24 protein-coding genes and 1 tRNA gene are annotated in these 25,802 nt (G+C 34.9%); 8 read left to right on the top strand and 17 right to left on the bottom strand.

Annotated features, from left to right (window positions below; translation table 11 throughout):
• Positions 1-70: 70 nt before the first annotated feature.
• On the top strand, positions 71-1,180 hold the full coding sequence (gene chrA / locus H603_RS0104235; RefSeq protein WP_026707413.1) for a chromate efflux transporter: 1,110 nt from the start codon (positions 71-73) through the stop codon (positions 1,178-1,180).
• Between the two features lie 229 nt (positions 1,181-1,409).
• Here chrA and H603_RS0104230 read toward each other — a convergent pair whose 3' ends face one another.
• The 6 genes from H603_RS0104230 to H603_RS0104210 form a co-directional block, all read right to left on the bottom strand.
• Positions 1,410-3,578, bottom strand: coding sequence for a TonB-dependent receptor (locus H603_RS0104230; RefSeq protein ID WP_051219156.1), 2,169 nt, complete (start codon positions 3,576-3,578; stop codon positions 1,410-1,412).
• A 72-nt stretch (positions 3,579-3,650) separates the two neighbouring features.
• Positions 3,651-3,974 (bottom strand): hypothetical protein, encoded by a 324-nt coding sequence (locus tag H603_RS0104225; protein WP_026707411.1) that lies wholly within the window; start codon positions 3,972-3,974, stop codon positions 3,651-3,653.
• A gap of 354 nt (positions 3,975-4,328) precedes the next feature.
• The gene (locus H603_RS17260) at positions 4,329-4,670 is read right to left on the bottom strand and encodes a MerC family mercury resistance protein (protein WP_084157715.1); all 342 of its coding nucleotides are present in this window, start codon (positions 4,668-4,670) and stop codon (positions 4,329-4,331) included.
• Positions 4,671-4,725: 55 nt separating this feature from the next.
• Entirely contained in the window at positions 4,726-4,875 is a 150-nt protein-coding gene (locus H603_RS17425) for a hypothetical protein (RefSeq protein ID WP_157510396.1), read from the bottom strand.
• 49 nt (positions 4,876-4,924) lie between these two features.
• Complete coding sequence (locus H603_RS0104215; protein ID WP_035675438.1) at positions 4,925-5,512, bottom strand: type 1 periplasmic-binding fold superfamily protein; 588 nt, start codon at positions 5,510-5,512, stop codon at positions 4,925-4,927.
• 42 nt (positions 5,513-5,554) lie between these two features.
• Positions 5,555-7,939, bottom strand: coding sequence for a TonB-dependent receptor (locus H603_RS0104210; protein ID WP_026707408.1), 2,385 nt, complete (start codon positions 7,937-7,939; stop codon positions 5,555-5,557).
• A 562-nt stretch (positions 7,940-8,501) separates the two neighbouring features.
• On the opposite strand from H603_RS0104210, the gene H603_RS0104205 reads away from it, so the two are divergent.
• Complete coding sequence (locus H603_RS0104205; protein WP_026707407.1) at positions 8,502-8,891, top strand: Fur family transcriptional regulator; 390 nt, start codon at positions 8,502-8,504, stop codon at positions 8,889-8,891.
• 217 nt (positions 8,892-9,108) lie between these two features.
• Here the strand turns inward: H603_RS0104205 and H603_RS0104200 are convergent.
• Positions 9,109-9,182 (bottom strand) — tRNA-Arg (locus tag H603_RS0104200).
• A 100-nt stretch (positions 9,183-9,282) separates the two neighbouring features.
• Here H603_RS0104200 and H603_RS0104195 point away from each other — a divergent pair.
• Positions 9,283-9,795, top strand: coding sequence for an adenine phosphoribosyltransferase (locus H603_RS0104195; RefSeq protein ID WP_026707406.1), 513 nt, complete (start codon positions 9,283-9,285; stop codon positions 9,793-9,795).
• On the opposite strand, the gene H603_RS17650 is transcribed toward H603_RS0104195, so the two are convergent.
• From H603_RS17650 to H603_RS0104175, 4 genes are all read right to left on the bottom strand, one after another.
• Positions 9,792-9,932, bottom strand: coding sequence for a hypothetical protein (locus H603_RS17650; RefSeq protein WP_026707405.1), 141 nt, complete (start codon positions 9,930-9,932; stop codon positions 9,792-9,794). The two genes, H603_RS0104195 and H603_RS17650, sit on opposite strands and share 4 nt — an antisense overlap.
• An 84-nt stretch (positions 9,933-10,016) precedes the next feature.
• Complete coding sequence (locus H603_RS17060; RefSeq protein ID WP_051219154.1) at positions 10,017-12,077, bottom strand: M56 family metallopeptidase; 2,061 nt, start codon at positions 12,075-12,077, stop codon at positions 10,017-10,019.
• A gap of 3 nt (positions 12,078-12,080) precedes the next feature.
• Positions 12,081-12,440 carry a BlaI/MecI/CopY family transcriptional regulator gene (locus tag H603_RS0104180; protein WP_026707404.1) on the bottom strand — a complete coding sequence of 120 codons (360 nt, stop codon included), beginning with the start codon at positions 12,438-12,440 and terminating at the stop codon, positions 12,081-12,083.
• A gap of 224 nt (positions 12,441-12,664) precedes the next feature.
• Positions 12,665-13,879: an MDR family MFS transporter gene (locus H603_RS0104175; protein ID WP_026707403.1), complete on the bottom strand. Its 1,215-nt coding sequence runs from the start codon at positions 13,877-13,879 to the stop codon at positions 12,665-12,667.
• 95 nt (positions 13,880-13,974) lie between these two features.
• Here H603_RS0104175 and H603_RS0104170 point away from each other — a divergent pair, with 95 nt between their 5' ends.
• The 5 genes from H603_RS0104170 (at position 13,975) to H603_RS0104150 (ending at position 17,658) form a co-directional block, all read left to right on the top strand.
• Positions 13,975-14,577, top strand: coding sequence for a DUF1684 domain-containing protein (locus H603_RS0104170; protein WP_026707402.1), 603 nt, complete (start codon positions 13,975-13,977; stop codon positions 14,575-14,577).
• The gene (locus H603_RS0104165) at positions 14,577-15,239 is read left to right on the top strand and encodes a TatD family hydrolase (RefSeq protein ID WP_026707401.1); all 663 of its coding nucleotides are present in this window, start codon (positions 14,577-14,579) and stop codon (positions 15,237-15,239) included. Before H603_RS0104170 ends, H603_RS0104165 begins: the two co-directional genes overlap by 1 nt.
• Before the next feature lie 57 nt (positions 15,240-15,296).
• A complete protein-coding gene (locus tag H603_RS0104160; protein WP_026707400.1) occupies positions 15,297-16,013 on the top strand; it encodes a tRNA threonylcarbamoyladenosine dehydratase in 717 nt (238 codons plus the stop codon).
• A 69-nt stretch (positions 16,014-16,082) separates the two neighbouring features.
• On the top strand, positions 16,083-16,736 hold the full coding sequence (locus tag H603_RS0104155; protein WP_026707399.1) for an HAD family hydrolase: 654 nt from the start codon (positions 16,083-16,085) through the stop codon (positions 16,734-16,736).
• A gap of 79 nt (positions 16,737-16,815) precedes the next feature.
• On the top strand, positions 16,816-17,658 hold the full coding sequence (locus H603_RS0104150; protein ID WP_026707398.1) for a DUF2911 domain-containing protein: 843 nt from the start codon (positions 16,816-16,818) through the stop codon (positions 17,656-17,658).
• A gap of 88 nt (positions 17,659-17,746) precedes the next feature.
• On the opposite strand, the gene H603_RS0104145 is transcribed toward H603_RS0104150, so the two are convergent.
• The 6 genes from H603_RS0104145 to H603_RS0104120 form a co-directional block, all read right to left on the bottom strand.
• A complete protein-coding gene (locus tag H603_RS0104145) occupies positions 17,747-19,468 on the bottom strand; it encodes a sodium:solute symporter (protein WP_026707397.1) in 1,722 nt (573 codons plus the stop codon).
• A 116-nt stretch (positions 19,469-19,584) separates the two neighbouring features.
• A complete protein-coding gene (locus tag H603_RS16430) occupies positions 19,585-22,062 on the bottom strand; it encodes a PIG-L family deacetylase (protein WP_245576083.1) in 2,478 nt (825 codons plus the stop codon).
• 193 nt (positions 22,063-22,255) lie between these two features.
• On the bottom strand, positions 22,256-22,519 hold the full coding sequence (locus H603_RS17760) for a hypothetical protein (protein WP_316930250.1): 264 nt from the start codon (positions 22,517-22,519) through the stop codon (positions 22,256-22,258).
• A 413-nt stretch (positions 22,520-22,932) separates the two neighbouring features.
• Entirely contained in the window at positions 22,933-23,388 is a 456-nt protein-coding gene (locus H603_RS0104130) for a hypothetical protein (protein WP_026707395.1), read from the bottom strand.
• A gap of 161 nt (positions 23,389-23,549) precedes the next feature.
• Positions 23,550-23,861, bottom strand: a complete 312-nt coding sequence (locus tag H603_RS0104125) for a hypothetical protein (protein ID WP_026707394.1) — start codon at positions 23,859-23,861, stop codon at positions 23,550-23,552.
• A 117-nt stretch (positions 23,862-23,978) separates the two neighbouring features.
• Positions 23,979-25,799 (bottom strand): BamA/TamA family outer membrane protein, encoded by a 1,821-nt coding sequence (locus H603_RS0104120; RefSeq protein WP_026707393.1) that lies wholly within the window; start codon positions 25,797-25,799, stop codon positions 23,979-23,981.
• Positions 25,800-25,802 lie beyond the last annotated feature (3 nt).

The following is a 25,802-nucleotide window of genomic DNA, read 5'->3' as shown; positions in this document are numbered from 1 at the left end:
AAAATTTTCAAGCCTATTTGCAAAAAGTATAATGTTTAAAAAAGTTGAAAGATAAAATATTCTCAAAAAAATGAATGATAAATTAAAAGAGGTCGCACTACTTTTTTTTAAACTGGGAAGCATTGCTTTTGGTGGACCTGCTGCTCACATCGCTATGATGGAAGACGAGGTGGTGAAGAAAAGAAATTGGATGACACAACAGCATTTTCTGGATTTAGTGGGAGCCACTAATTTAATTCCCGGTCCCAATTCTACAGAAATGACGATGCATTGCGGACATGAAAGAGCGGGTTGGAAAGGGTTGATCGTTGCGGGCGCTTGTTTTGTGTTTCCTGCAGTAGTTATCACGATGGTTTTTGCATGGCTGTATCAGCAATATGGTCAGTTACCTAAAGTGGAACCATTTATTTACGGAATCAAACCTGCAGTGATCGCAATCATTCTAGGGGCTGTATATGCCTTGGGTAAGAAAGCAATTAAAAATCGAACACTTGGATTGTTAGGCGGACTCACACTGCTTGCATGTATATGTGGAGTAAGCGAAATTATTGCATTATTTGTTTGTGGCTTTGCTGGATTGATCTTTTACTTGACAAGTAATTCTCGACAGTCCTTAAAAAGTTTCGCACCCGTGCTAGTTTTACAAATGGTAATTACGCCGAGCACCCTCAATATATTATGGAGCTTTTTTAAAGTTGGTGCCTTACTGTATGGGAGTGGTTATGTTTTATTTGCATTTCTAGATGCTGAGTTAGTGGCTACAGGTATATTAAGCAAGCAAGAATTAATTGATGCAGTGGCAATAGGACAATTTACACCAGGACCAGTCTTATCTACCGCTACTTTTATAGGTTGGCAGTTGGGCGGTTTTTGGGGAGCAATAGCTGCTACAATAGGAATTTTTTTACCATCGTTTTTATTTGTCGCTCTTTTAAATCCGTTTGTTCCTAAAATGCGAAATTCAAAAATGTTTTCAGCTTTTTTAGATGCTGTCAATGTAGCCGCGGTAGCGGTAATCGTTTCGGTGTGTATAAGTATGGGAAAAGAAGCCATAACTGATTGGAGAACCCTTTTTATCGCTGTAGTAAGTTTGCTAGTTGTTTTTGTTTTTAAGAAAATGAACAGTGCATTTATTGTGATTGGAGGTGCATTATTAGGATACCTACTTACTTTACTATAAACGCTATTTCCAAATTCAGCTGAGGATGTAATTATGAAAAGCGATCACACTTTATAGCCCTGATCGAAGCGGCATCCTCGCAGTCCCGACATTTCGGGACGAAGAGATATAGCGTAGAGCAGGAGGGGATTTTCATTAATTACTTGAACATTCTGCTCCTAAAAAATAGAAAACCTCCTATATCATGAGATGTAGGAGGTTTTTTAATGATATCGTGTACTATCAAATTTTAGATTTTGATCTTCACACCGGCATTGACTACGAAGCCATCAAGTGGTGCAAAAATGTCTTTAAAAACTGGATTTGATAAAGAGCCTGTATAGATGCTGCCAAATCTAGTTTGTCGCGTATCGGTGAAGTTTTCAAAGTTAGAATAGATAGAAAAGTTCTCCCATAATTTCTCAATCATGACACCAAAAATCCAATAATCACGGCCCGTAGCCCCATCAGTTAATTGTTGCGGACTGTAATAATATGCTTCTAAACCTATTTTCCATTTATCCTCTACTTCATACATCAACACATTGTTGAGTCGGTGTTTTACTGTTAAAGGATTTTGAGATGTGATGCCGTTGTTTTCTACTGTAGCGTCAGTAAATGTATATCCAATGAATAATTTGAAATCTTCGTAACCAAATTTAAGATTGGTTTCGGCTCCTCGTGTGCTTAGGTTTCCGTTAACATTTATAAACTGAAAACTATCATTTGCGAGAGGCGTTAAAATCAAAGGGTCATTGACTTTAGTATAAAAGAACAATTGATTTACTGAAAACGAAATGGCTTCAGAAAGTTGGGTTTTGTAATTCACATCAAAGTTAAAACCGTAACTTTTTTCCAGTTTATTGAAATCGCTACTAATAGGAAGGACGTTTTGATATTGAATAGATTCACTCTCCTCAGTAAAAATTGTAGGTGTTTTGTAACCCAAACCACCACCTAAACGGGAGCTAAGTTGCGGACTTATTTTGAACAAAGCCGATAAACGAGGCAAGAACGAAAACCCATATTCATGAACGTAATCTCCTCTAATCCCTGTTTCAAGATCCAACCAATCCGTTGCTTTTACCGTATTTTGAGCAAATACACCATAGGTTATTTGGTTATAATCTCTCAAGGGAGCTGCACTAGAATTATCTTCTTTAAACTCGTCAGTATATAAATTTGCTCCCGCCACCCACTGAGATAACGGACCATTATTTGCATAGGTGATTTCAGAGAAAGTACTCGTTTGCACGCCATCAAAAACATAATCAGGAACTGTAATTACTCGACTAAAATTGTTAATGCTGTTCTTAACAGTTAGCGATTCTCTTTCATTTATTTTATGTGAAAGCGTAAATTGCGAACTCAATCTTTTGGTTTTATTTTTTTCGAAATAGCTATCAGGGAAGGCACTTTCATTTTTTATATAATCAATATTTCCACCGATACGATCCTCAAAAACGGTGTTTACACCAAAGTTCAGTTCGGTATTATCATTTAGATAAAGAAACAGCTTTGGATTAAAATTGAAGCGTTCAAATTTAGGGATTGCTGTTAGTCTATTATCTGAAGGGTCGTAGGCTGCGTTTCTATCGTGAGAGGCAAAGACTGTGAAACCTACTTTATTAAAACGCTGAGAATAAAACCCGTTAACATCGAGACCTCCTGCAGAAGTTCCGTTAAGTAAAAAACGTAGTTCTCTTTCCTTTGTTGGGGTTTTTGAAACTAAATTAACTAATCCAGCGATAGCACCACCACCATATAAAGTAGAGGCAGAACCTTTAATTATTTCGACTTGCTTTAAATCTAAAGGAGGTGTTTGTAGTAAACCAAGACCGCTTGAAGCTCCAGAATATACTGGAAAACCATCCTTTAAAATTTGGGTATAGCGACCATCTAATCCTTGTATTCGAATAGAAGAATTCCCAGAAGTTGCCGAAGTTTGCTGTGTTTGTATTCCGGTACTTTCATTAAGCATCATACGAATGTCTCCGGGCTTCATGTTGGCTTTTTCCTCCAATTCCTCACCAGCAATAAATTCAACACGGGTGGGAATATTGCTTATTGTTCTCGTCCCTCTGGTTGAAGTGATGAAAATTTCGTCCATTTCCTCGGCAGTACTTTTCATGTAAATTGTTAGTTCTGCAGTTTTAAGGGGAACATTAATTGTGTTTTTTTCTAGCTCATATCCTTCCAGTTGAAAAGTTAGTGCGTACATTGCTTCAGGTAAATTTTCGAAAGTAATTATTCCTTCAGCATTAGAATAAACAGTTAGTGACTGTGATTGTATAGTGGCGGTAACCGCATTTAGTGGCAAATTAGTATCAATGTCTTTAACACTAAGTTTAAGGGTATACTGCGCCTGTGCTGTGCCAATAGTTGTTATTGCCACAAGTAGTAAAATATATTTAAACATTTTTTATTTCTTAATATGAATACATTATGATGCTCGCGATCTTGAAATCACGGCTATTGAAAAGTATAAGTATTAAGAAATTTTAGGCGGTTGCCAAATTTTAAAAATAAATGCCGAGTTACCAAATTTGTTGTAGGCCGTAGTTTTAACTGTTTTGGTGCTAATTAATAATGCTTTTTCATTTATAAGAGCAGAAGTTGTCATCGTAGTGAAGCCTATGCAGCCACCACAGGAGTAAAAAGGCGAACATTTCCCTGAGCAATCATTACCGCAATCATGCGACTGGCTCTCGCATTCTTTTTCCAGCGAACATTTTGAAGCAGACGGAAGCGCAGTGCAAGGTACCGTTGAAAGCAACAGTACAAAAAACGATAAAAGAGTTATCCAGATTTTCACAATGCAAATTTAAAAAGAATATCTGCGAATGGACTACAAATTAAACTCTAATTTCAAGAGATAACCAATTAGATGATTTTTATGGAAGTGAAGAAAGTGGTAACGCATTCTTGTTTCTCAGAATGAGTTCTTAAAGGATGTTAGTTATTTTCGGTTTTTAATGGTTACATTTTTTGCCAAAGATTGATACGATAAAAATGGATTTAATCTGCTGCTGTTTTAATTTATCTAAATTTAAATCTTATTCTCGAGTTTACGACTGCTACAATAATACAACTGTTTTTGAATAGCGAAATAACTATTAACTATTTTACATTTTCCATTCGAAGGAAAATAGTAGAATTCCTTAAATCTTTAATGCGATTTATAATTGATTAGATGCCCAGTGATCATTCCCACGCCACCTATTAAAATCAAAGGAGAGTTGATGGAGAAAAAAGATTCTAAGACGACAGCTACAACTACAGTGCTTACTGAACAGCTAAGAATTAATTTCACAAGTAACGGACTGGAGCTAAAAACGATTTTTAATACAATGCAAAGTGATATCGCAGTAAAAAAGAGATCAATATAGTGGCTGCTGCCAAAACCAAAAGGGAGGATTGTTAAAAGTGGAAAAATGAGACAATGTACTAGACAGAGTGTAGCACTAGATATTCCTAAGAAATCTAAAACGATGGTTGATTGTTTTTTCATAACTGTTGTATGATAAGCATGCGGCTTAAACTACCGCATGCCTAAAAGTTGTAAATTAATGTGTAGTACTGTTTTCAAGACCAAAAATGGTAATACTATACGGTGTAATCGAAGTTTTAATCTTTGAGGTATTTAATGTCGAAAGGTTTACTTGTACTAATTCTCCTGTTGCTGGCGATGTGATGTAGACAAATCTTTCGCTCAAAGCAAGTTGTGGTTCGTTAGTAAGACTATTTTATCAGTTTTTTAATGCTCTATAAAACAGAAATTGGAAAAGAAACTTCAGCATCTGTACTTCCTGCTGCATTTGTAATATCTCCTGAAGCCACATTGCTTGCCGTTTTATTAGGTTGGTGACGCAAAGTAACGGTTAGCGTTCCAGTAGCAGCGTTAGTAGTTGTGAACACAGATTGCAAACCTACAGGTAATCCATTTGCATCTAAGTTGCTTGCTGCAGTATCGTAAGTAAAAGCGTTTACTGTTCCCGTTGTTTGATAAAAAACTTGGTGGTCAACACCTTCTTCGATAATTTCGAGTGTGATATCTTCTGCAGGATCAGTTAACTCGTTTTTAAATGTAAGGACGCCATTGTAGGTTTTGTTTTTTTCGAAATTTCCAGAGGCTGTGATTACTGGGGCATTTGCGCCTTCACCATCTAGATCTTTGTACTGCAAAGTAATTGCTGTTCCGCCACCTACAGGCGTGTAAATTACTGTTACTGTCGTGATTAATTCTTCTTCGTTTACTGGTGCATCGTTAGTATCATCATTGCTACATGATGATAATGTTACTACTGTTGCCATGATAAGTGCGTACGTTTTGAATTTGTTTAATTTTTGCATTGTTTTCATTTTTGTTTGAATTTAAATTAATTGATATAAAGTTTAATAATTGAATTTGAGTTGAACTTGAAAGCTTCTACCCATTTCATCGGCAAAAAAGCGTTGACGATTTAAATAATCTCGGTAGGAAACATTCATAATATTTTGAACAGAAAATGCCACCGTTGTATTGACATTCTTAAATGTATCAAACTTCATTTGGGAATAAAAATGGAGTAAATGATAGGCGGGAGGAGGCGTGCTGATATCTACAACAACAGCTTGTAATTCATTGTTATTGATGATATTGGTGCTGAAATTATTGTCAGCATAGCGGTTCTGTTTCGTTACTATTTCGCTTTTTAATTCTAGAGTAAGATCATGCCATTCTTTTTTAGAAAAGCTTATCTTATTGTATAAATTGAACGGTGGCATGTCAATCAATGGTTGGTTTTCGGTACGATCATCACCTTTCACGTAGGCCATGGCAAAACTATGTTGCCATGATTTGTTAATGTCCCACTGCGTTTGAAGGTCAACTCCCATTAATCTAGCATCTGTTTGCTGGTATTCCCAAACAGGAAAAGCGCCACGAATCGTTGTCTCAAAACCAACGGGTTTTAGATAGATGTAATTTTTTATGTAATTGATATAAGGATTGATTTCGATAGAAAACTGATTGATTTTTTTTCGAATAGTAAGCGATATTTTAGTAGATTGTTCTTTATCTAAATTTAAGTCGCCCAACTCGATTACTCCCGTTGAATGATGCAATCCATCACTAAAAAACTCTGAAGGGTTAGGATTTCTTGATGCAAAACTAGCATTTGCAAAAAAGTGCCAGTTATTAGCAGTCTTTTTTTGAATCCCAGCACTTGCAGATAGATTGTGGAAAGTAAAACTCGGCTTTGTTAACCATTGCGTTCCAAAGTCTTCAGTTATAAATTCAGGAAATGTTGTATCGTACCCTCTTTCTTCCCATCGTGATTTTTGATAATATTTTGTCGCATCTATTTTCGAAAAGTCATAACGCAAACCACCATCAATCGTAAAATTATTTGGTAAACTGTAACTAGCAATTCCGTAAGCACCTAAGTCAATTTTGTCATAGTTAGGAATTAAAGGTCGAATAGCTGTTGCAGGGTCAGCATAGTTATTTTGGAAGCTTCCTGTAACACCTGATTTCAAATTCCAGTCATGTGCTTTCTTTTGAAAATCTACGTTAATTGTGCTCGTTTTTAAATCTAAATCTAAGGCTGCAGTATCATTGTATTCGGCTCTACGCACGTCATATTCCAATCTTTTGTTATATTGATAGGCATATTGAACTGCTAGAAAAGCAGATTCATTAAAATAGTAGTTGAAATTTACTTTGGCGATGTGGTGTGTAACATCTTGCTTTGGATTATTGATATCGTAACTAAAATCATTTATAATAGCGGGAATTTTATTGTTGATGGATTGGTAAAGATCATTTACATTTCCTGTATGAGAAGCGCTCAAAATTCCAATAACTGATTTGTAGTAACTGTACGAGGCACTTATATTGTATTTAATCGCATCGTATTTAATATCTCCCGAAAAACTGGCTCCACGATTAGCAGTATTCGATAAAATGTAATCTGGTGCTGTTTTATCTCCAATGTATTTGAGAGTAGCTAGCGCATTCCAACTCCAAGCTTTGCTATTGCCTTTATGAATACTCGAACTGATGGATCCGCCTCTTCCGTTAGTGTCATAATTAAGGATTGTTCTACCAAAAAGAGTGTCTTTTTTAACGCTTAAAGGTTCTATTAATACAAGTCCGCCTATAGCATCACCGCCGTATTGCAAAGCAGAAGCTCCTTTTATTACGGTTATTTTATTGGCGCTATTAATATCAAAATTAGGAGCATGTTCAGATCCCCATTGTTGATCCTCAAGCTTTACATTATTGTTTAGGACAGCAACTCTAGAACCGTACAAACCATTTATAATGGGTTTCACAACAGCGTTTCCTGTCTTTAAAGTGGAGACACCGGCTACTTCAGTCAAAGCATCACCAAGAGTTTGATTGCTGTACTTTTCTATCGATTGTAAGTTGACAATGTGTGCAGGATTGGAGCTGGATTCGCCTTTTGCTTTTGCCTGAACGACTACTTCATTTAAGTTCGTGGTGTTGACCTTTAACCTAAAATTGATCGTTAAATTAGTTTTCAAATCTACGATGGTATCAATGGATTGGTAGCCAACGTAGGAAACTGAAATAGGGGTCCTGCCCGCTGGAAGATTGGCAGCTAAATAGCCACCAGATACATCACTGCGAATGATTTTTTGACCGATATGGATATGGACATTTGAGGCAATTGCTTGACCTTGAAGTGCTATTTTTCCACTGATAGCATGTTGCGAATACAAAGTATTGCAAAGCAGTATCAGCCAGAAAACAATAAAGATTTTCTTTGACATTATTTCATTTTAAAATATATAAAAGCCAACCATCACAGGTTTGTGATGATATGAATTGTATTATTTTAAAGTGCTGGTGGCGCCCGCAAAGAAAACAGGCTACCGCTAAAGTAGGAGGATGGTGGTGGTAGTACTATTGTAGTCAATTGAGTAACAACAGCAGTTTTAATGAAATTATAGAGGAAAAAATCAGCAGCTGTGAAGCAACTGAACTGGAAATCACACACGGCACACTTTAAATTGATTGTGTGTTGGTGTGATAACTCTTGTTTGTTTTTTGAATTCTCAAGAGTATTTAACTTTTCAGTATTGATTTCAGATTGGTGCACATAAGAATGTATCGATTGAAAAAGTACTGAAAACAATACTGTAACCGAGAGTACAAAGTTAATTATGGCAAATTTCTGTTTCATTTCTAAAGACGATACTTTGATTGTGGTCACGATAAAATGAAGTTTCTTAACGTCATTCTTTTCGCTTACCTTTGCTTAACGCAATTATGTTGCAAATATATAAATCTTATTCTTAAATGCAACTTTGTTGCGTTTAATTTTGTCGTAAAATGAAAAATACAAGAAACACTATTGCTAAAGCTGCAATATTCGAATTAATAAAAAATTCTAAAGTGGCGTTGTCACATGCTGAAATCCAAGAGTTAAATCAAGAAGCCTGTGATCGAGTTACTATTTACCGAATCTTAGATCGTTTGACAGCTGAAGATGTTATTCATAAAATTGTTACTCCATCAGGTACTGTAAAATATGCAGCCTGTCATCATGCAGATCATGAGGAACAGCATCATGTTCACAACCACGTTCATTTCAACTGCGAGGTATGTCAGTTGGTCACTTGCTTAGAAAACGTGGAGCCTACGTTTAAACTACCAGCTAACTATAAAGTCAATCAGGTGAATTTTACGGTTTCGGGTATTTGCCCTTCGTGTGCTTTGTAGGAATCTGTAGCTACTTATTGGTGTCCTAGTTTGCCAGATTGATGGAGATAGTAAATTTGTATAAGTTGGAGGGTAGCTATAGTAGTATAATTAGATACACTCATCAAAGAATATGCGAACTAACAATATAAATGTGTAATTGGGATCGGCAATTTGCGAAGGAAGATTTAGAGCATAAAAAAAGCCCATTTCCGAAGAAATGAGCTTAACAATTTTGTGACCTCGACTGGATTCAAACCAGTAACCTCTTGAGCCGTAATCAAGTGCGCTATTCAGTTGCGCCACGAGGCCTTTTGTTTTTCGCAGCACATATATATGATGTCATTGCGGGTGCAAAGATAGAGATAAATGTGTAATTTGCAAGCATAAAAATGAATAAAATTTAAAAAAAATGATGATAGAAAATTATATCCGTGATATTCAGGACTTTCCAAAAAAAGGAATTTTGTTTAAAGACATTACGCCGCTACTAAATGACACAAAAGCACGTGAAGAATGTTTAAAATTACTAGTGGCCGACCTCAAAGAAGAAAAAATAGATGTAGTAGTAGGAGCAGAAAGTAGAGGTTTTTTCTTTGGGATGTTGATTGCTCAAGAATTGAATGCGGGATTTGTACCTATAAGAAAACCAAATAAATTACCCGCTGAAACAATTAGTGCGAGTTATGCTTTAGAATACGGCACAGATTCATTAGAAATTCATACAGATGCAATCAAAAAAGGAGATCGTGTGCTAATACATGATGATGTTTTAGCAACTGGAGGAACTGCAAAAGCAATGTGTGAGTTGGTTGAAAGTTTAGGAGGTGAAATCGTGCAGGTCAATTTCTTGATGGAAATCGAATTTCTGAGGGGAAGAGATAAGATGAAAGACTATCCCATTTTTAGTGTCTTAAAATATTAGTTGAGTGCACGTGTGGTAACATAATAGCGGAAACCAATTACAGCCATTTGCCATTTATTGGCTTTGGCTAAATCTAACTGTTGCTTAGAAAAGCTTGGTAATATTAGTTTGTTAATTCTAGCTAAGATTTTAAACATATCATTTTTATTTTCACAAAGATATAAAAAAAGACGACCATGAGGAGTGGTCGTCTTTTAAATAGTGTTTATAGCGTTTGTGAATTATTTTGTCGTGATAGTAATAATGCCGTTTAACGCTTTTTCACCATATTTGGCAATAGCGGCTTGCTTAACGCTTTCTGGCCCATTTGCAGGTTTTTGTATGTCCATGCTTTTAATATTGTTTGAGCTTAGCTTATTCATAGCCTTGCTGTCACTAATTTTACCATCTATGATGACAATGGCTTTATTATAATCAATCTGCTTTTCTGGCTGTGTTCTTTCTGTGCTGCTTTCATAAACAGTTTTAGTAGTTATTTTAATACTTTTGCCGTTGTCTGAAGACTTATCTACATCCATTTTTTCAATCATAGAAGGGTCCATTTTATCCACTTCTGCTTTAGTGGCTATTTTTCCATTGATATAATAGGTAACGTCTGCAGGTATTCCATTTGTTTCTCGCTTTACTATTTTAATAGTTTGAGTAGTTTTACTTTTTTGTTTGTTGGTTAGATTGTTTACATCTGTTTTATCCAAGTCTAATTTTGACTTATCTTGATTTTGGTTAAAAACCATCACTTTACTCTCATCAGGAATATCAGTTAGTTGATTGTTTTTCCATACTTGATTAGTAGCACTATTCATTTTGTTAGTAGATCCTTCCGTCGTTCCCGTAGTAATTTCGATCACACCATTTTTACCTTTCAAACCGTATTTTTTTTCAGCTTCGATAGGGTCTAATATAATAGAAGATAGAATGTCGTCAGTAGTAGGAATCTTAACGTGAGTATCCCCATTTTGTTCAATACCATTAACCAACACTAAATAATTTGTACCTCCTTTTCTAAATTCGTTTATTGTGTAGAAACCTTCTTCTTTTTTAATGTGAATACCAGAATTTTCAGAAAGCTTTGCGTTGTTACCTAATCTATTTAGTGTAGGCGTAGCAAATCCAAAGTCTGCTAATTTTCCTTTATTGATTTCAGCGAAAATATCAAAAGGAGCAATGGCTTTATTTCCTTCAATGTGATGTTCTTTTTCTGTTCCTTTGTTATCTTTCAAGGCAACTTTAATAGCTGTAATTTCATTGTTTGAATTGGTTTGAATTCCTGAAAATTGCATTAGTAGACCATATTCCTTCTCAAAATATTCTTTCTCACTATTAAGTTCTTTCTCCGTACTCAAGGCGGTTACATGAAGTGCCATTTTTAAGTCTGAATTGTCCATCTCAGATGCTTCTTTAACCTCTTGCGGCTTTTCTTGAGCAACGACATTTATTTGGAACAACACTACAAAGGCAACAAGCGCGGGAAGGACTGTCACATACTTCCAAGAGTTTCTTTTTTTAGATTGATTTTTGTTTAACATAACGATTCGTTTTTTGATTAATGATTGATAAAAATGATTGGTAATGGAAACACAATTCTCTTGCGTTGTTATTTTTAAAAGCGTGATTTGGTATGCTTTTTTGTCGGTTAGTTTTTTAGTAGCCTCGCTATCAGCAATGAATTCTAAATTTTGCAGAATGGCTTTTTTATACAACCAAACAAATGGGTTAAACCAAAAAATAATACAAAACAATCTAGCAATAAGCACATCAAAACTGTGATTTTGATCGCTATGCACTTTTTCATGCTCAAGGATATTTTCAAGTTCGATAGCATTATATAGTTCAGAGTTGTAAACAATAGTCTTAAAAAACGAAAAAGGAGCTAGGTTTTCTTTGGTGTCAACCAATCTATAATCTGCTTCGTAACGGCTAACTTTTCCTTTTAAAAGTTGCTTTAAACTGTAAAAATCATACAGCAGTTTGATTGCTAATAGTGTTATAACAAGGCCATAAATTAATAGTGCCATTAACGGCAGGTAATCTAAAATGCTTTTTTGCTCCACAACAGTAGTAAGTGGGATTGTGGTGTAGTCAAAATTAGATGTTATAGGGGCGATCCAAATCACTTTGGTGTAAACTAATAAAGGCAAAACTGCCGAGGTCACAAGTCCCGATAATAAAAACCATCGGTTGCTGTTAAAAAAAGTTTCTTTTCGTAATAGCGTGTGATAACTAATAAAAAACAATGCTAATAACCCACTTGACTTCAAAAAGTAAACAAATATCGTTTCCATAGCTTACTTTTTATTTTCGATCATTTCTAAAATCTCACGTAGTTCCGCTGCCGAAATTTTTTCTTCCTTGGCAAAAAACGAAACCATATTCTTGTACGAACTATTAAAATAGTTGTCAATAGCGGTATTCATAAACTTTTTTCTATATTCTTCGATAGTCACAATAGGGTAGTATTGATGCGTTTTACCAAAGGCATTATAAGCAACATATCCCTTTTCTTCTAAGTTGCGTACAATTGTCGATAAAGTATTGTAATGTGGTGGATCTACTGTGATTTCTGCCATGACCTCTTTTACAAAAGCTTTTTTTAGCTTCCATAAAATGTGCATGATTTCCTCTTCTTTGTTCGTTAATTTTTGCATAGTTTGATTTTTTTGGGCGTTTCCCCGACCCCGATCCCGATAGCTATCGGGATCGGGACTACAAGGATATCGCCTTCTATCCTTAACGCAAATCAAACTTACAACTAAAATTTTAGTTTTGCAACTATGTTTTTAGTTTTATAACTATTTTTATAGTTTTAGTATATTTAATTATAAATCAGTTTACTATTGCTATCTCTTAAAATGTGAAGGTTGTTGTTGATCTATTTGTTTTCGATCTGAAGTAACTTTTGAATCCAGAGACAACACATAGCAGCAATGACACCAAAAGTTCCCATTACAAACCAGTTCACTTGGTAACCATAATCAGCAATGATTCCCAAACCGGCTTTCGAACTAACAATATGAGCCAAACTAAAACTCATAGTATACAGTGCCATATAACGACCCTCATGACCCAGTGGAGCTCTACTCATCGCAAAAGCATTCGAAAAAGGAAAAGCAAATATTTCTCCTATCGAAATTAAAATCATGCTTACAATTAGCATTCCTGCCCAGAAATCAATTAATAAGGTGTAAAAACTAAAGCCCATCATTAAGGCGCCCCAAAATATAATTTTGAGTTTCCCTTTTTGCTTTCGCTCAAAATAACTGACGATAGGCATTTCGAGAGCAAAAATTAGCAGTCCATTTAATGTCATCAACAATCCAGTTTGGAATTCGCTTAACCCAAATTGCTCACTGTGGTACAAAGGCAATGCAGTAAATAACTGGAAAAAAATCATTGCAGTAACAAAGCTCACAAATAGAAAGATCCAAAAAACTTTGTCCTTAAATACCGATGCTACTTCAAGAATAGAATTGTGAGCATCCTGCTGTGTGGCTTTCTTCTTTTCTTTTACTAAAAGAGCAAATATTAAAATTGCGATAACACAAGAACTTCCATCTACCCAAAATAAACCTTGATACCCAATTCCCATAATAATCAAACCACCTAGTGCTGGCCCCGCTGCAAAACCTAAGTTGACTGCGAGCCGCACTAAAGTAAGGGAACGCGTTCTATTTTCGGGTTTGGCGTAAGCTCCTAAAGAGACAAACATCGCCGGTCTAAACATATCAGCAAGGGTCATAATGGTAAACATACCAAAACACAATCCCCAAAAACTAGTGATGTACTGCAATACAAAGAAGAAAATCCCAGAAGTAAACAAACTAAAAACCATGACTTTGTAAAAGCCAATTTTATCGGATAATTTGCCTCCAAGCCACGAACCTAGCATAGAGCCGCAGCCAAATGCAACCATAATCCAACCTACTTCACCATAGGTAAAGTTAAGATCTTCCTTTAAATATTTAGACAAAAAAGGCAAGACCATTGTTCCTGCTCGATTGATAAAAGTAATTATTGTTAGAATCCAGATTTCCCTTGAAAACCCTTTAAAATTATTTAAATAGCGTTGGAATGCAGTAATTAACATCAGCTTATGATTATTTACAGCAAAGGTAGGAAACTTTATCAGCTGCCCACTTTGTCTCTTTGCAACTTTAAACTATTTTTGCTAAAACTTATTTCATGAAAAAAATCAGTGTTCTTTTTGCTTTACTTTTTTTAAGCTTTGCATACAGTCAAAATAAATTCGACATCGCTTCGGTTAACTCATTTCAAGAAGAACTGAATAAGGAGTTTGCCAATGCAAAAACGAGTCCGCTATTAGCAGCCGATTTAAAAGATTTTGAATCATTAGATTTTTTCCCTGTTAACGAGAAATACTTTGTAAACGCTAAATTTACTAGAACTCCGAAGGAAAAGGCATTCAAAATGAAAACCTCTACAGATAGAACACCTATATATGTAAAATACGGTGAAGTAGATTTTTTGCTTAATGGAAGATCATACAAGTTGAATGTTTACAGAGACATCGCTTTATCAAGAAAAAAAGAATTTAAAGACTATTTATTTTTACCTTTTTCTGATTTGACTTCAGGTGCAGAAAGCTATATTGGTGGTCGTTACATTGATCTAAAATTACCTAAAGGAAATACGCTTGATATCGATTTCAACAAAGCTTACAATCCGTACTGTGCTTACAGTCCGGAGTACTCATGTCCTAGAGTTCCATTAGAGAATGATCTAGATGCAGAAATCAAAGCGGGAGTTAAAAAATTTCATGACTAATGCATTTCTTTAATTTACATACACATAGCTTAGCGAAATCACACAACGAGATCGCTTTAGTAAATCAATATCCGAAAGACTTTGATGCTACTATTGCTGCATATTCTATTGGGATTCATCCATGGTATATCGTCGAAGAACGCATAGCAAGTGATTTAGTAATAATCGAAAGTAAATTGAAAGACACCAATTGTTTAGCAGTGGGCGAATGCGGTCTTGATAAACGCACCGAAACATCATTTGACTTACAACAGCAAGTATTTGAAAAACAACTTTTACTAGCCGAAAAATATGGCAAGCCAGTTATTATTCATTGTGTAGCGGCGTTTCAAGAAATTATCGAAACCAAGGAAAGATTAAATATTACTATACCATTAGTGTTTCATGGATTTTCAAAAAGTAGTCAGTTAGCGAAACAATTGATAGACACAGGCGCTTATCTTTCTTTTGGAAAATATCTATTAAAAAATCCGGATTTAGAAAGCGTGTTGCAATCGGTACCAAACGATAGTTTTTTTCTTGAAACTGACACAATGGACGAATCTATAGCAGATGTTTACAAGCTAGCAGCAAAATATAAGGGAATAACAATAACAGAACTTAAAACAATAATTAGAGATAATTGTCAGTCGGTTTTTAAAATTGACATAGATAATAAATAAAACAATTGAAGGCGAAATTGCAGTAGCATGAACCTAAACATTTAAATATAATAAGCAATGGCAGAGTGGACAGAGAGAGCAGCACTTTTATTTACAGACAATGGTTTAACCAAATTACAAAATGCAAATGTTCTTGTAGTGGGATTAGGAGGAGTAGGGTCTTTTTCGGCTGAATTTTTAGCGAGAGCAGGAGTGGGGAAAATGACTATAGTTGATGGTGATGTAGTAGACATCACAAATATCAACCGTCAATTGCCTGCTTTGCATTCCACCGTGGGGCAACCTAAAATTACTATTGTAGGCGATCGATTGATGGATATTAATCCTGAACTGCAATTGACTCGCGTGCAAGAATTTCTTTCGCCTGACCGTGCATTCGAAATCGTATCTGAAGATTTTGACTACGTTTTAGACTGTATTGATAGTGTAACTCCAAAGCTAAATTTGATTATTGCAGCCAAACGCAAGCGTGTTAAAATCATTTCGAGTATGGGTGCAGGTGGAAAAATGGAAGCTGCAAAAGTAAAAGTGGCCGACATTAACAACACTGAAAATTGCTTTCTAGCCAAAACAATTCGCAGGCGTTTAAAAGAGCATAAAATTGATAAGTTAAAAGTGGTTTTCTCTTCGGAAATTCAAGACGAAGCTAGTTTAAAAATGACTGACGGTTCAAATTATAAAAAATCCTTTTATGGAACCAACAGTTACATGCCAGGATTATTCGGATTGTATGCAGCTGAAACTGTGATTAGATATATTTTGAAAAAAGAGTAAACTCTAATTTTTAATAGAGCAATTCAATATAGGAGTCTTTTTGGCTCCAAATTAATAAAGAAAAATAAGATGATAAAAACAGTAATATTTGATATGGACGGAGTTATAGTTGATACTGAACCCGTACACCGTTATGCTTATTTTCAACAATTTAGCGAGTTGAATGTCGCAGTGACTGAAGAAATGTTTACGTCATATACTGGGAATTCTACCCGCAATACTTTTCAAAAAGTGAAAGAGACTTTTCAATTAGATCACGATGTAGAAGATTTGATTCAGCGCAAGCGTACTATATTTAATGATGCTTTTGATAATAAACAAGATTTAGAATTACTACCTGGAGTAGAGGATTTAATTAAAGATTTCTATAACAAAGGGATGCAATTGATTTTGGCTTCTTCTGCTTCAAAAGTAACAATTTCGCGTGTTTTCAATAGGTTTAAACTGCACGATTATTTTACTCATATTGTAAGCGGAGAAGACTTCCCAATGTCGAAGCCACATCCAGCTATTTTTGAACATGCTGCATCATTATCAATTGCGCCAAAAGAGAATTGTATCGTTATCGAAGACAGTACAGCTGGAATAAAAGCCGCTAAAGCTGCAGGAATCTACTGCATTGCTTACAATAGCTTTCATTCGAAACAACAAGATTTATCTTTGGCTGATAAAGTAATAAATCATTTTGACGAACTTAACTTCGAAAATGTAAGCCAAATCTAATTTCACTTTAAAGAATATTTAACTAAGAAGTAGTAATCAAATACTATTTTTGAATCCACTTATAAAAAACCAATACATTATGAAAAAGTTACTAATTGCATTAGCAATCGTTATCACTCAATTTACAATTGAAGCACAAGTTAAAACGCCGCAGTCAAGTCCGAAATCTGAAATTAAACAAGTCGTTGGTTTAACTGATGTTGAGATTGTGTATTCAAGACCATCTGCTAGAGGTAGAGCTGTTTTTGGTAATTTGGTTCCTTTTGGACAATTATGGAGAACTGGAGCTAATGAAAATACAACAATCTCTTTTAGTGACGATGTTGTAATCGATGGTAAAACATTAAAAAAAGGAACTTATGCTTTGTATACTGTTCCCAATGCACAACAATGGGATGTGATTTTTTATAAATCAACTGACAACTGGGGAACTCCAGAAAAATATGATGAAGCAAATGTTGCTTTAAAAACTTCGGTAAAAGAAACCACGTTCCCAACTATGTCCGAGACTTTTACAATAGGAATAAGCGGTATCGAAACTAATTCAGCCTATTTAGAAATGTATTGGGAGAATTCTTATGCTCGTTTAAAATTTGAAGTACCTACTGAAAAAGCAGCTTTGGCCAGTATTGAAAAAACTTTAGCAGGACCAAATGCTAATGATTACTTTTCGGCAGCCCAATATCTTTATCAATCAAATGGAGAGGTTACACAAGCAAGAACGTATGTTGACAAGTCATTAGAATTAAGCAAGGAAAAGCCATTCTATGTTTTACGTCTTAAGTCTTTAATTCAAGCAAAACAAGGAGATAAAAAAGCTGCAATTGAAACAGCTAAATTATCATTGACAGCATCTGAAGCAGCAAGCAACCAAGATTATGTAAAAATGAACAAGGACAGCATTGCTGAGTGGGGTAGATAGTCTACAACAAATAAAATATTTATTTAATATTAAAAAAGCCCGTTTTACAAATTTGTAAAACGGGCTTTCCTTATTTAAAATGGTAGTACTATTCTACCGTTTTTTGTTTTCTAAAAAGTGTTGCTTGCATGATTGTACTAAGAATTATTGTTAGCATCGCTCCAATAAAATTCAACCACAAATAACCTAGCTTTTCTTGCCCACTAGGATAGATTGCAATAGCGTAGTAGTAAATCAAGAATATCGTGCTTTGACTTATTAAAGCACTGTAAAATATGGCTTTTGCCTTCACATATTTTATGTAGAAACCTACTAGAAAAATTCCCAATACTGTCCCGTAAAAAATGGAACCAATAATATTTACCAATTGAATCAAATTTTCGAATAAAGTTCCTACACAAGCAAATAATATAGCAACAATACCCCATAATAAAGTAAAGAACTTGGTTACATTTAAATAATGTTTATCTGATTTTTCGCCTTTTACATTACGTTTATAAATATCAATCGCAGTAGTCGAGGCAAGCGCATTTAATCCTGAAGCAGTCGAAGACATTGCTGCTGAGATAATTACTGCAAGCAACAAACCAATCAATCCCTTTGGTAAATAGTTCAATATAAAATGAAAGAACACATAATCCTTGTCGTTGGTTTCACTATTACTATCTGCTTTTAAAATAATTTCTTTGGCGCGATCGCGTAAATCTTTTTCTTTTGTAGATAAAGCAATTAATTCTTTTCGAAGGATTGGGTTGTCGTAATCCTGATTTAACTGGTCGATATATAGCAGGTTAATGACTTTTTTATCTTCTGATAGCACATCTAATTGCTTTTCTAATGCATTGTATTCTGCTTTATATTGTGATTTTTCAATCGTTATTTTGTTATTAGGATTGAAGTTTAAAGGCACAGGATTGAATTGGAAGAAAACAAAAACCATTACTCCAGTCAATAGAATAAAAAACTGCATTGGTACTTTTAAAAGTCCGTTCATGATTAAACCCATTTGGCTTTCTCTAACTGACTTTCCTGATAAATAACGACCCACTTGCGACTGATCGGTTCCAAAATAGGCAAGCGCTAAGAAAAAACCACCAGTGATTCCGCTCCATATAGTATACTTGTCTTCTGGGTCTGTAGAGAAATTGACTATTTTCATTTTGTCATTTGCTCCAGCGATATGCAAGGCGTTTGAAAACGTCATATCGTTTGGTAGAAAATGAAGTATCAAGAAAAAGGTAATAAACATCCCCGACATAATTACAAACATTTGTTGCTTCTGGGTGACATTTACGGCCTTAGTTCCTCCTGAAAAAGTATAAACGATTACTAGGACTCCAATGGCAATATTCATATAAGTAAGATTCCAACCCAATATAGCCGACAAAATAATTGCAGGTGCATAAATGGTTAAACCAGTTCCCAAACCTCTTTGAAACAAGAATAAAATCGCTGCTAGAGAGCGCGTTTTGAGGTCAAAACGTTTTTCTAAATATTCATAAGCCGTGTAGACTTTATATTTATGATAAATAGGAATAAAGGTGAGGCATATCACAATCATGGCAATAGGCAAACCAAAATAAAACTGGATAAATCCCATCCCATCGTGATAAGCTTGCCCTGGAGTTGATAAAAAGGTAATCGCACTAGCTTGTGTAGCCATTACAGATAATCCTACGGTATACCAAGGTGTTTCGTTGTTTCCAAGTATAAAATCTTCTACATTTTTACTTCCTTTTGTTTTCCAGGCGCCGTAAACAACAATAAATAAAAGCGTAACAATTAAAACAATCCAATCAAATAGTTGCATGGTGCTATGAGTATAATTTCATTATTAAATAAAAAACCAAGATGTAAATTGCATTAGCAATTAGTACCCAAGTATAATTTTTTTTCCAAGTTCGTACTTTTTTTGGCTCCATAAGTTTATTTTTCTACGTTAGTTTTAATATCTGAATCCTGGTTATGTAACGAAATGATATTCGATAATAATCGATACGCTCCAGATACACCCACTGGTAACTCTCTAAAGAAACTCAATCCAGTATAAACATAAAATCCTTTTCCATAAGGCGCTACAAGTAATGCACCATTTTTTGGGCTCTCACCTTTATCTGCTGAAGATAAGATAGGAGTGAAGTGGGAATCAAAGCTATCAGGATAGTAGAGTCCTTGCTCTTGTGTCCAGCCTTCAAAATCGTTTTTGGTAATTTTGTTAGGATAATTTAGCACAGCGTGATTGGGTGCTAGAAATGTAATTGCAGCATTTTCATCGGTAACACGATCGCGAGATATATGTAAAGGATAGGGTGCTAAATCGCTAGGAATATCTCCACTTGGTGTATTGTACTGTACCACCATTGTTTTACCATTTTTTACAAAATCTAACAAAATTTGCTGTTTTTTTTCTAGAAGTGGGACTGTATTGTAAGCTCTAATTCCTGTAATTACAACATCAAAATCTTTCAATTTATTTGTCGAAATTTCAGTGGGATCGAGAATAGTAACTGGATAGCCCATTTGAATTAAACTTTCTGGTACTTGATCACCTGCTCCCATAATGTAGGCGATCTTTTTATTGGTGATTTTCAAATCTACCTGAATAGATTTAGCAGCAGCATCTTCAAGAACTTGCTGTTTTGCAATGTGTTTATAGTCAATTATAATTTGGTCTTTAGTGAACTGCTTATCGCCAATAGTTACAATGCTTTTGGCTAGTACCTCTGATGGTTTAGCTGGCGCAGTGACGCTAAATGTAATTGTTTTATCCATTCCCTTTTTTTCTAGTAAAAAGGATTGTTTTGCTGGAATTACTTTCCATTCTCTAGGTAAATCGAGTGCTACAGTTCCGTTTATATTGTCTTTTCCTGCTTTGACTTTAACTGAAATTCTTTTGGTTTCATTCGAATGAAATAGGGAAACTTTATTGATAATGCTCGAGGTAACCTCTGGAACTACGTCAAGATAATTATACATTTCGCCCCTAACATCATCGTTATACTTGTAAACTACTTTTTGTTCGAAAGGAATAAGGGTACCTTCGATTACTACATTAAATATAACAGACGCCTCTCTTATAATATCAGGAATTCCTCTATTATTTTGGTCGCTGACAGTGTACATTCCTACAGTTGCGGGTTCTTTTAACCAGTAGGGCTGTGTGTATTGAATAGTAGCTGGGAGCACTATTTGTGCAGGAATTGTTTGGTCTTGATTAAATGCTAATGAAGTATTTAGCTGTAGGTTTTTATTTTCTGGTTGCGTTGTGATGCTTTGTAGCGACATTTTTACATCGCTTCTATTTATCGCCTCAAGTTTTAGTTTGACTACGCTAGCAGGAAAAGCTTCTTGTGTTTCAGCTGCAGCTTCAAGATACAACCCAGTGCAACCGGCAATAATTTGCTGTAACTCATTTGATTTAATGGTTTTCCAATGTGTTTCGTCTAATTCTTGAATCATTTTGTACACGGCCACCAAATCTTTTACACTAGCACTAGGATCCTGAAAATTATAGTCCTTCAAAATTTTAGTAACTAGATCACCTATTTTTTTACCGTTTTTTACTCTATTCCAGCTGGTGTCAATACCTTCAAAAAGATTGTTTTTGTTTTGTAGCGGAGTTCCATTTACTAGTTCAAGGTATTCGGTGTCAATACCGCGACTACCTGTACTACCAAAACCTTGTGACTGGTGGCTACTTCTACTCAAGGCAGCAATTTCTTGATTTGATTTCCCTAAATTTTTGTAGTAAGTACCTGTTTTTAAAGTGGATAATGTCGCTTTATCTGCAGCGTCAAATTTTTCTTGACTTCCGTAAAACCACCATGAGGTATTAAAAAATTGTCTTTTTGTTTGCCAAGGCTTGACATATTTTAATTGATCTGGGAAGATGTTAGGATTATTTGTTAAGTCAAAACTCTGCGTGCTTAGAATAGCAGACGAAGTGTGGTGACCGTGAGTAGTTCCGCCGGTGCGATGATCAAAGCGGTTAATGATAACATCAGGTTGGAATTTTCGAATAGTCCAAACTACATCTGCAAGGACTTCTTTTTCATTCCAAATAGTCAAGGTTTCCTCTGGATTTTTAGAAAAACCAAAATCATTTGCACGGGAAAAGAATTGTTCGCCACCATCAATTTTTCGAGCTTCAATTAATTCTTGTGTTCGTATCACGCCTAATAACTCTCTTAATTGCGGTCCTATTAAATTTTGTCCACCATCGCCTCTGGTGAGTGATAGATATCCTGTTCTAGCTTTTACATCATTTGATAAATATGAAATTAAGCGAGTGTTTTCATCATCAGGATGTGCCGCTATGTATAAAACAGAACCTAGAAAGTTTAATTTTTCGATTTGGTTGTACAGTGCAACTGATGTAGGTTTTACAGGCTTTTGAGCAGCCATAAACGCAGTTGAAAAAAGAAAGAGAAGAACAAATTTTGACTTGTTATAATGCATTTTAAAGTTGTTTTTTGGCAATATCTTCAAATGTAGTAATAAAATAATTCAAGTTAATTATTCTAATTTGTAAATTTCGCACTTTTTGAAACAAAAAAAGAGCATCAGTTTCTGATGCTCTTTGAATGTCTTCTATATATTAATGCTTGCTATGACCGTGGTTTTCTTTACGGTTGTGCTTGTCATTTTTTTTGTAGCTGTGTCCTTTGCTACGTCCTTTTTCATAATGACGTTTTGCTGGAGCACGATGATAAACGGCTTTTCTATTTGCAGCATAACGATTATTTCCTGCACGATGTCCTATTGTTCTTTGACGTGCTCCTCGATAACCTACACGGTATTTTGCACGGTGTGATTTATAGTAAGCATAAGGTCTTTGACCGTGGTAATTATTTAATACCACTTTGTAACCGTTGTACAAGTCGTAGTTTCTATATTGTCGTGGTAATTGTCTTGAGCGAACCCAATTGCGACCACCATAGTAGATAAACTGAGACGCGCGAATATCATAGTAAGCTTGAATATCAGGAAGATAATAATAACCTACATTGTTATATCCGCTTGGTCCCCATGAGGGTGCACGGCCTATATTTACATTAACGGATACTTGTGCTTCTGTGGTACTCGAAACGAGTAATATGATGCCGACGGCGATAAGTTTTAGAATTTTTATTGTGTATTTATTTTAATTAATAATGCTATTTCCATGTTAGAAACCAACAACTGTGCCATCCTGCTAATTGCATTTTTAAAGTGTGGTTGGTAAAAAAAAAAGAGAAGGCGAATTGCCTTCTCTACTTTCTTACTATCAGGAGTTTAGTGTTTCGAATTCCCGTGACCATTATTTCCCTTGTTTTTTTTACTGTAAACTTCTTTATTATATTTAGCGTTTTTACTACCTATAGTTTTTTGAGGTTTTCCTTTATATCCTTTTGCATATTTTATTTTATGTTCTTTATAATAGGAATAAGGAGTTTTGCCATGATAATCAGTAAGCACTACTTTATAACCGTTGTATAAGTCATAATTTGCATATTGCACAGGTAGTCTTCTTGAACGGTTCCATTTTCCGTTTCCATAATATATAAACTGAGATGCTTGTACATCATAATAAGATGCTACATCTGGAAGATAATAATATTCCGCGTTATCGTATCCTGCTGGTCCCCAAGATGGAGCGGTACCAATGTTGACATTCACACTAACTTGTGCTTGACTGGAAGTAGCTATTGATAATAGTAATCCTAGAACTAATAATTGTAGCGTTTTCATAATTGTATTTGTATTAAAATAATTTTAGTTTTCATTTCTACCTAGTATAAAACAAGAACTATGCCTTATTATTTTATCTAATGTATCTTTGCGTTTAGCTAACGCCAAAAAAAAAAGAAACGTGCAATACGTTCCTTTTTTATATACTATTTAATTGTTTCTTATAGTAACAAAATCAGCAATAAAACGATAATAATAATCGCTCCTACAGATAGGTAAACTCCATTACCAGTTGATTTTAAATCAGCTTTTATTATTCGTACTTCTTTACGTAATTCCTTTTTTTCCACTCTACTTAAATCAGATTTATCCATTTCTTTAATCTCTTCTAAACGGTCTAATTTATTTTGTACTTCAACAGGAATCTCTTTTGATTCAGTTGTACCAGAATTTTTATCTCCCGCATAAGTAACGGTTGGTAGTGCGCATAATGAGACAATTGTCATCATTAAATAAAGTCTAAATTTTTTCATAATAGGTTGGTTTTTAATTAAGGGTTTAGATTAGGTACAAAGGTAAAATGAAGCAACACTGTAAATATTCTGTAATTATATCAAATAATTATAGCTTTATCATTTCTTGAGAGAAATTTACCTATACAACACTGTTCGAGGTTTAGCCAACTCAAAACTTTGCAGACCAAAGTCAGTGGTTTCAAAAGCATTTGTTCTAAAAACATTGTCGCCTTCAAACGGAATGGTAGGATAGTAAGATAAAGACAATTGGAACGAACTAAAAACAAGGTAATCGTTATTGATGATTACACCAATTCCAATTTTTGAATAGGCTTTACTCTTTGTCATTCCTGCCTGAGAATTGCCCAGCACAGCAATCGAATAATTTAAATACGGATTCAACCTAAAACCCCATATATCCTTAGGAGCGTAAGTTTGAGTTTGCAGGGTCATTACCGCCTTACTTGTGCCATAAACGGGACTATTAAAACCTTGAATTCCCGCATTTTCATTAATTGAAAGTTGGTCACCTAAAATGTCTGTGCGATGCGTCCCTATGACCAGCTGTGGTTTAACAAACTGTCGGATTTTCCAGCGTCCTAATTCTAATAAATTGGTAAAATAATTGGCTTGAAAGGAGAACGCAGTTTGCTCATTATTTGATTTATTAAAGTAGGTACCAACTTCAAAGTTAGTACTTAAAAACCCCCAATCAAAGTAATCTCCAAAAGAGACTTGAGCACCTAGGTACGGTCGCCATTTTTCATTTTTGTATTGGTATCCAGCAGTGATTCCGTAGATTCTACCTATGGGAATATCCTCTACAATACCATTTTTAAAAATGTATCGGTCTTTTATAAACTGTCTGGTATTAACACCTATTCCGGTTAAGATTTGTTTTTCATTCGAATAAAAATTTTCTGGATCTATTATTTCATTCGGACTCTCCTTGTAATTAATGTTTAAAAAACGTCCAGATAAAATTAAATTGGTTGTTCTATCTTTTACCGTAGTTCCTTTGAAAAGAGTAAACGATTTTCCTATCCAAAGATCTTTTGTGCTGTATTTAAAATTAGACGAAACGTATTCTGAATTTGGATTCAGTAAAGTGTCTTTTCGAAAAAGTTCCCCAAAAGAAATTCCACCTGCCCATTTGGTAAGGGGAGAGTAGAAGGGGCGTTCTATCGAAATACCTTTGTCATAAAAATTATCTAGGTCAACTTTATATCGTAAAACCGTGCTTACAAAAGTGTTTTTAATGTTGGGAACGGTGTAAGTAAGATCGTGTGCATCTTTCCCGTCCTCAAACCTATTGGTAAAGCGATAATCAAATTGGTGACCGGTTCCAAAAAAGCTTCTCTCATTTAAACCGACTGAAATTCTCGAGCTTGAAAAAGACAATCGAGGTTGTGTGGTCCAGGAATCTAGGACTCGTATCGTAACATCCACTGAATCCTGACTAGAACTAGTATATTCCTCAGAGATTGTAACCCTATTAGCAAATTTCTGTGAACGAATTAGCCTTTCGGTTTCTTCAATTTTTAAAAGATTGTAAGGAGTGTTTTTCTTGAAAAGCAGCGAATTCATAATAGCGAATTTCTTTGTTTTCAAATGCAGTTTGTTCCCCGTACGTTCAGACCAATTTTTGGGCGTTCGCGTACTATCCGTGTCAGAATATCCAAAAGGATCTAAGGTCACAATATTGATTTTTCGAATAATCTTTCCCTCGGCATTAATACGTTTTCTAGGAATGGTTTTGTTTTCTTTTTTTTGCGCATCAAGCGGATTAAATATTAAACGATGAACAAATTTGGTGAACTTTCTCTTTTTAGAGTAATGTTGGATATTTCTATAAAAGGCGGCGCTATCCTTTTCTTCTTTTACTTTTTGAGCAAAAGAAGCAGGACCGCATATGATGAATAGTAGAAGCAGTATTTTAATGTAATTTTTAAACATCTT

The organism is Flavobacterium frigidarium DSM 17623, assembly GCF_000425505.1.
GTDB classification, from domain to species: domain Bacteria; phylum Bacteroidota; class Bacteroidia; order Flavobacteriales; family Flavobacteriaceae; genus Flavobacterium; species Flavobacterium frigidarium.
The sequence above is the reverse complement of the archived record's forward strand: the minus strand, read 5'-3'. Positions and strand labels throughout refer to the sequence as shown.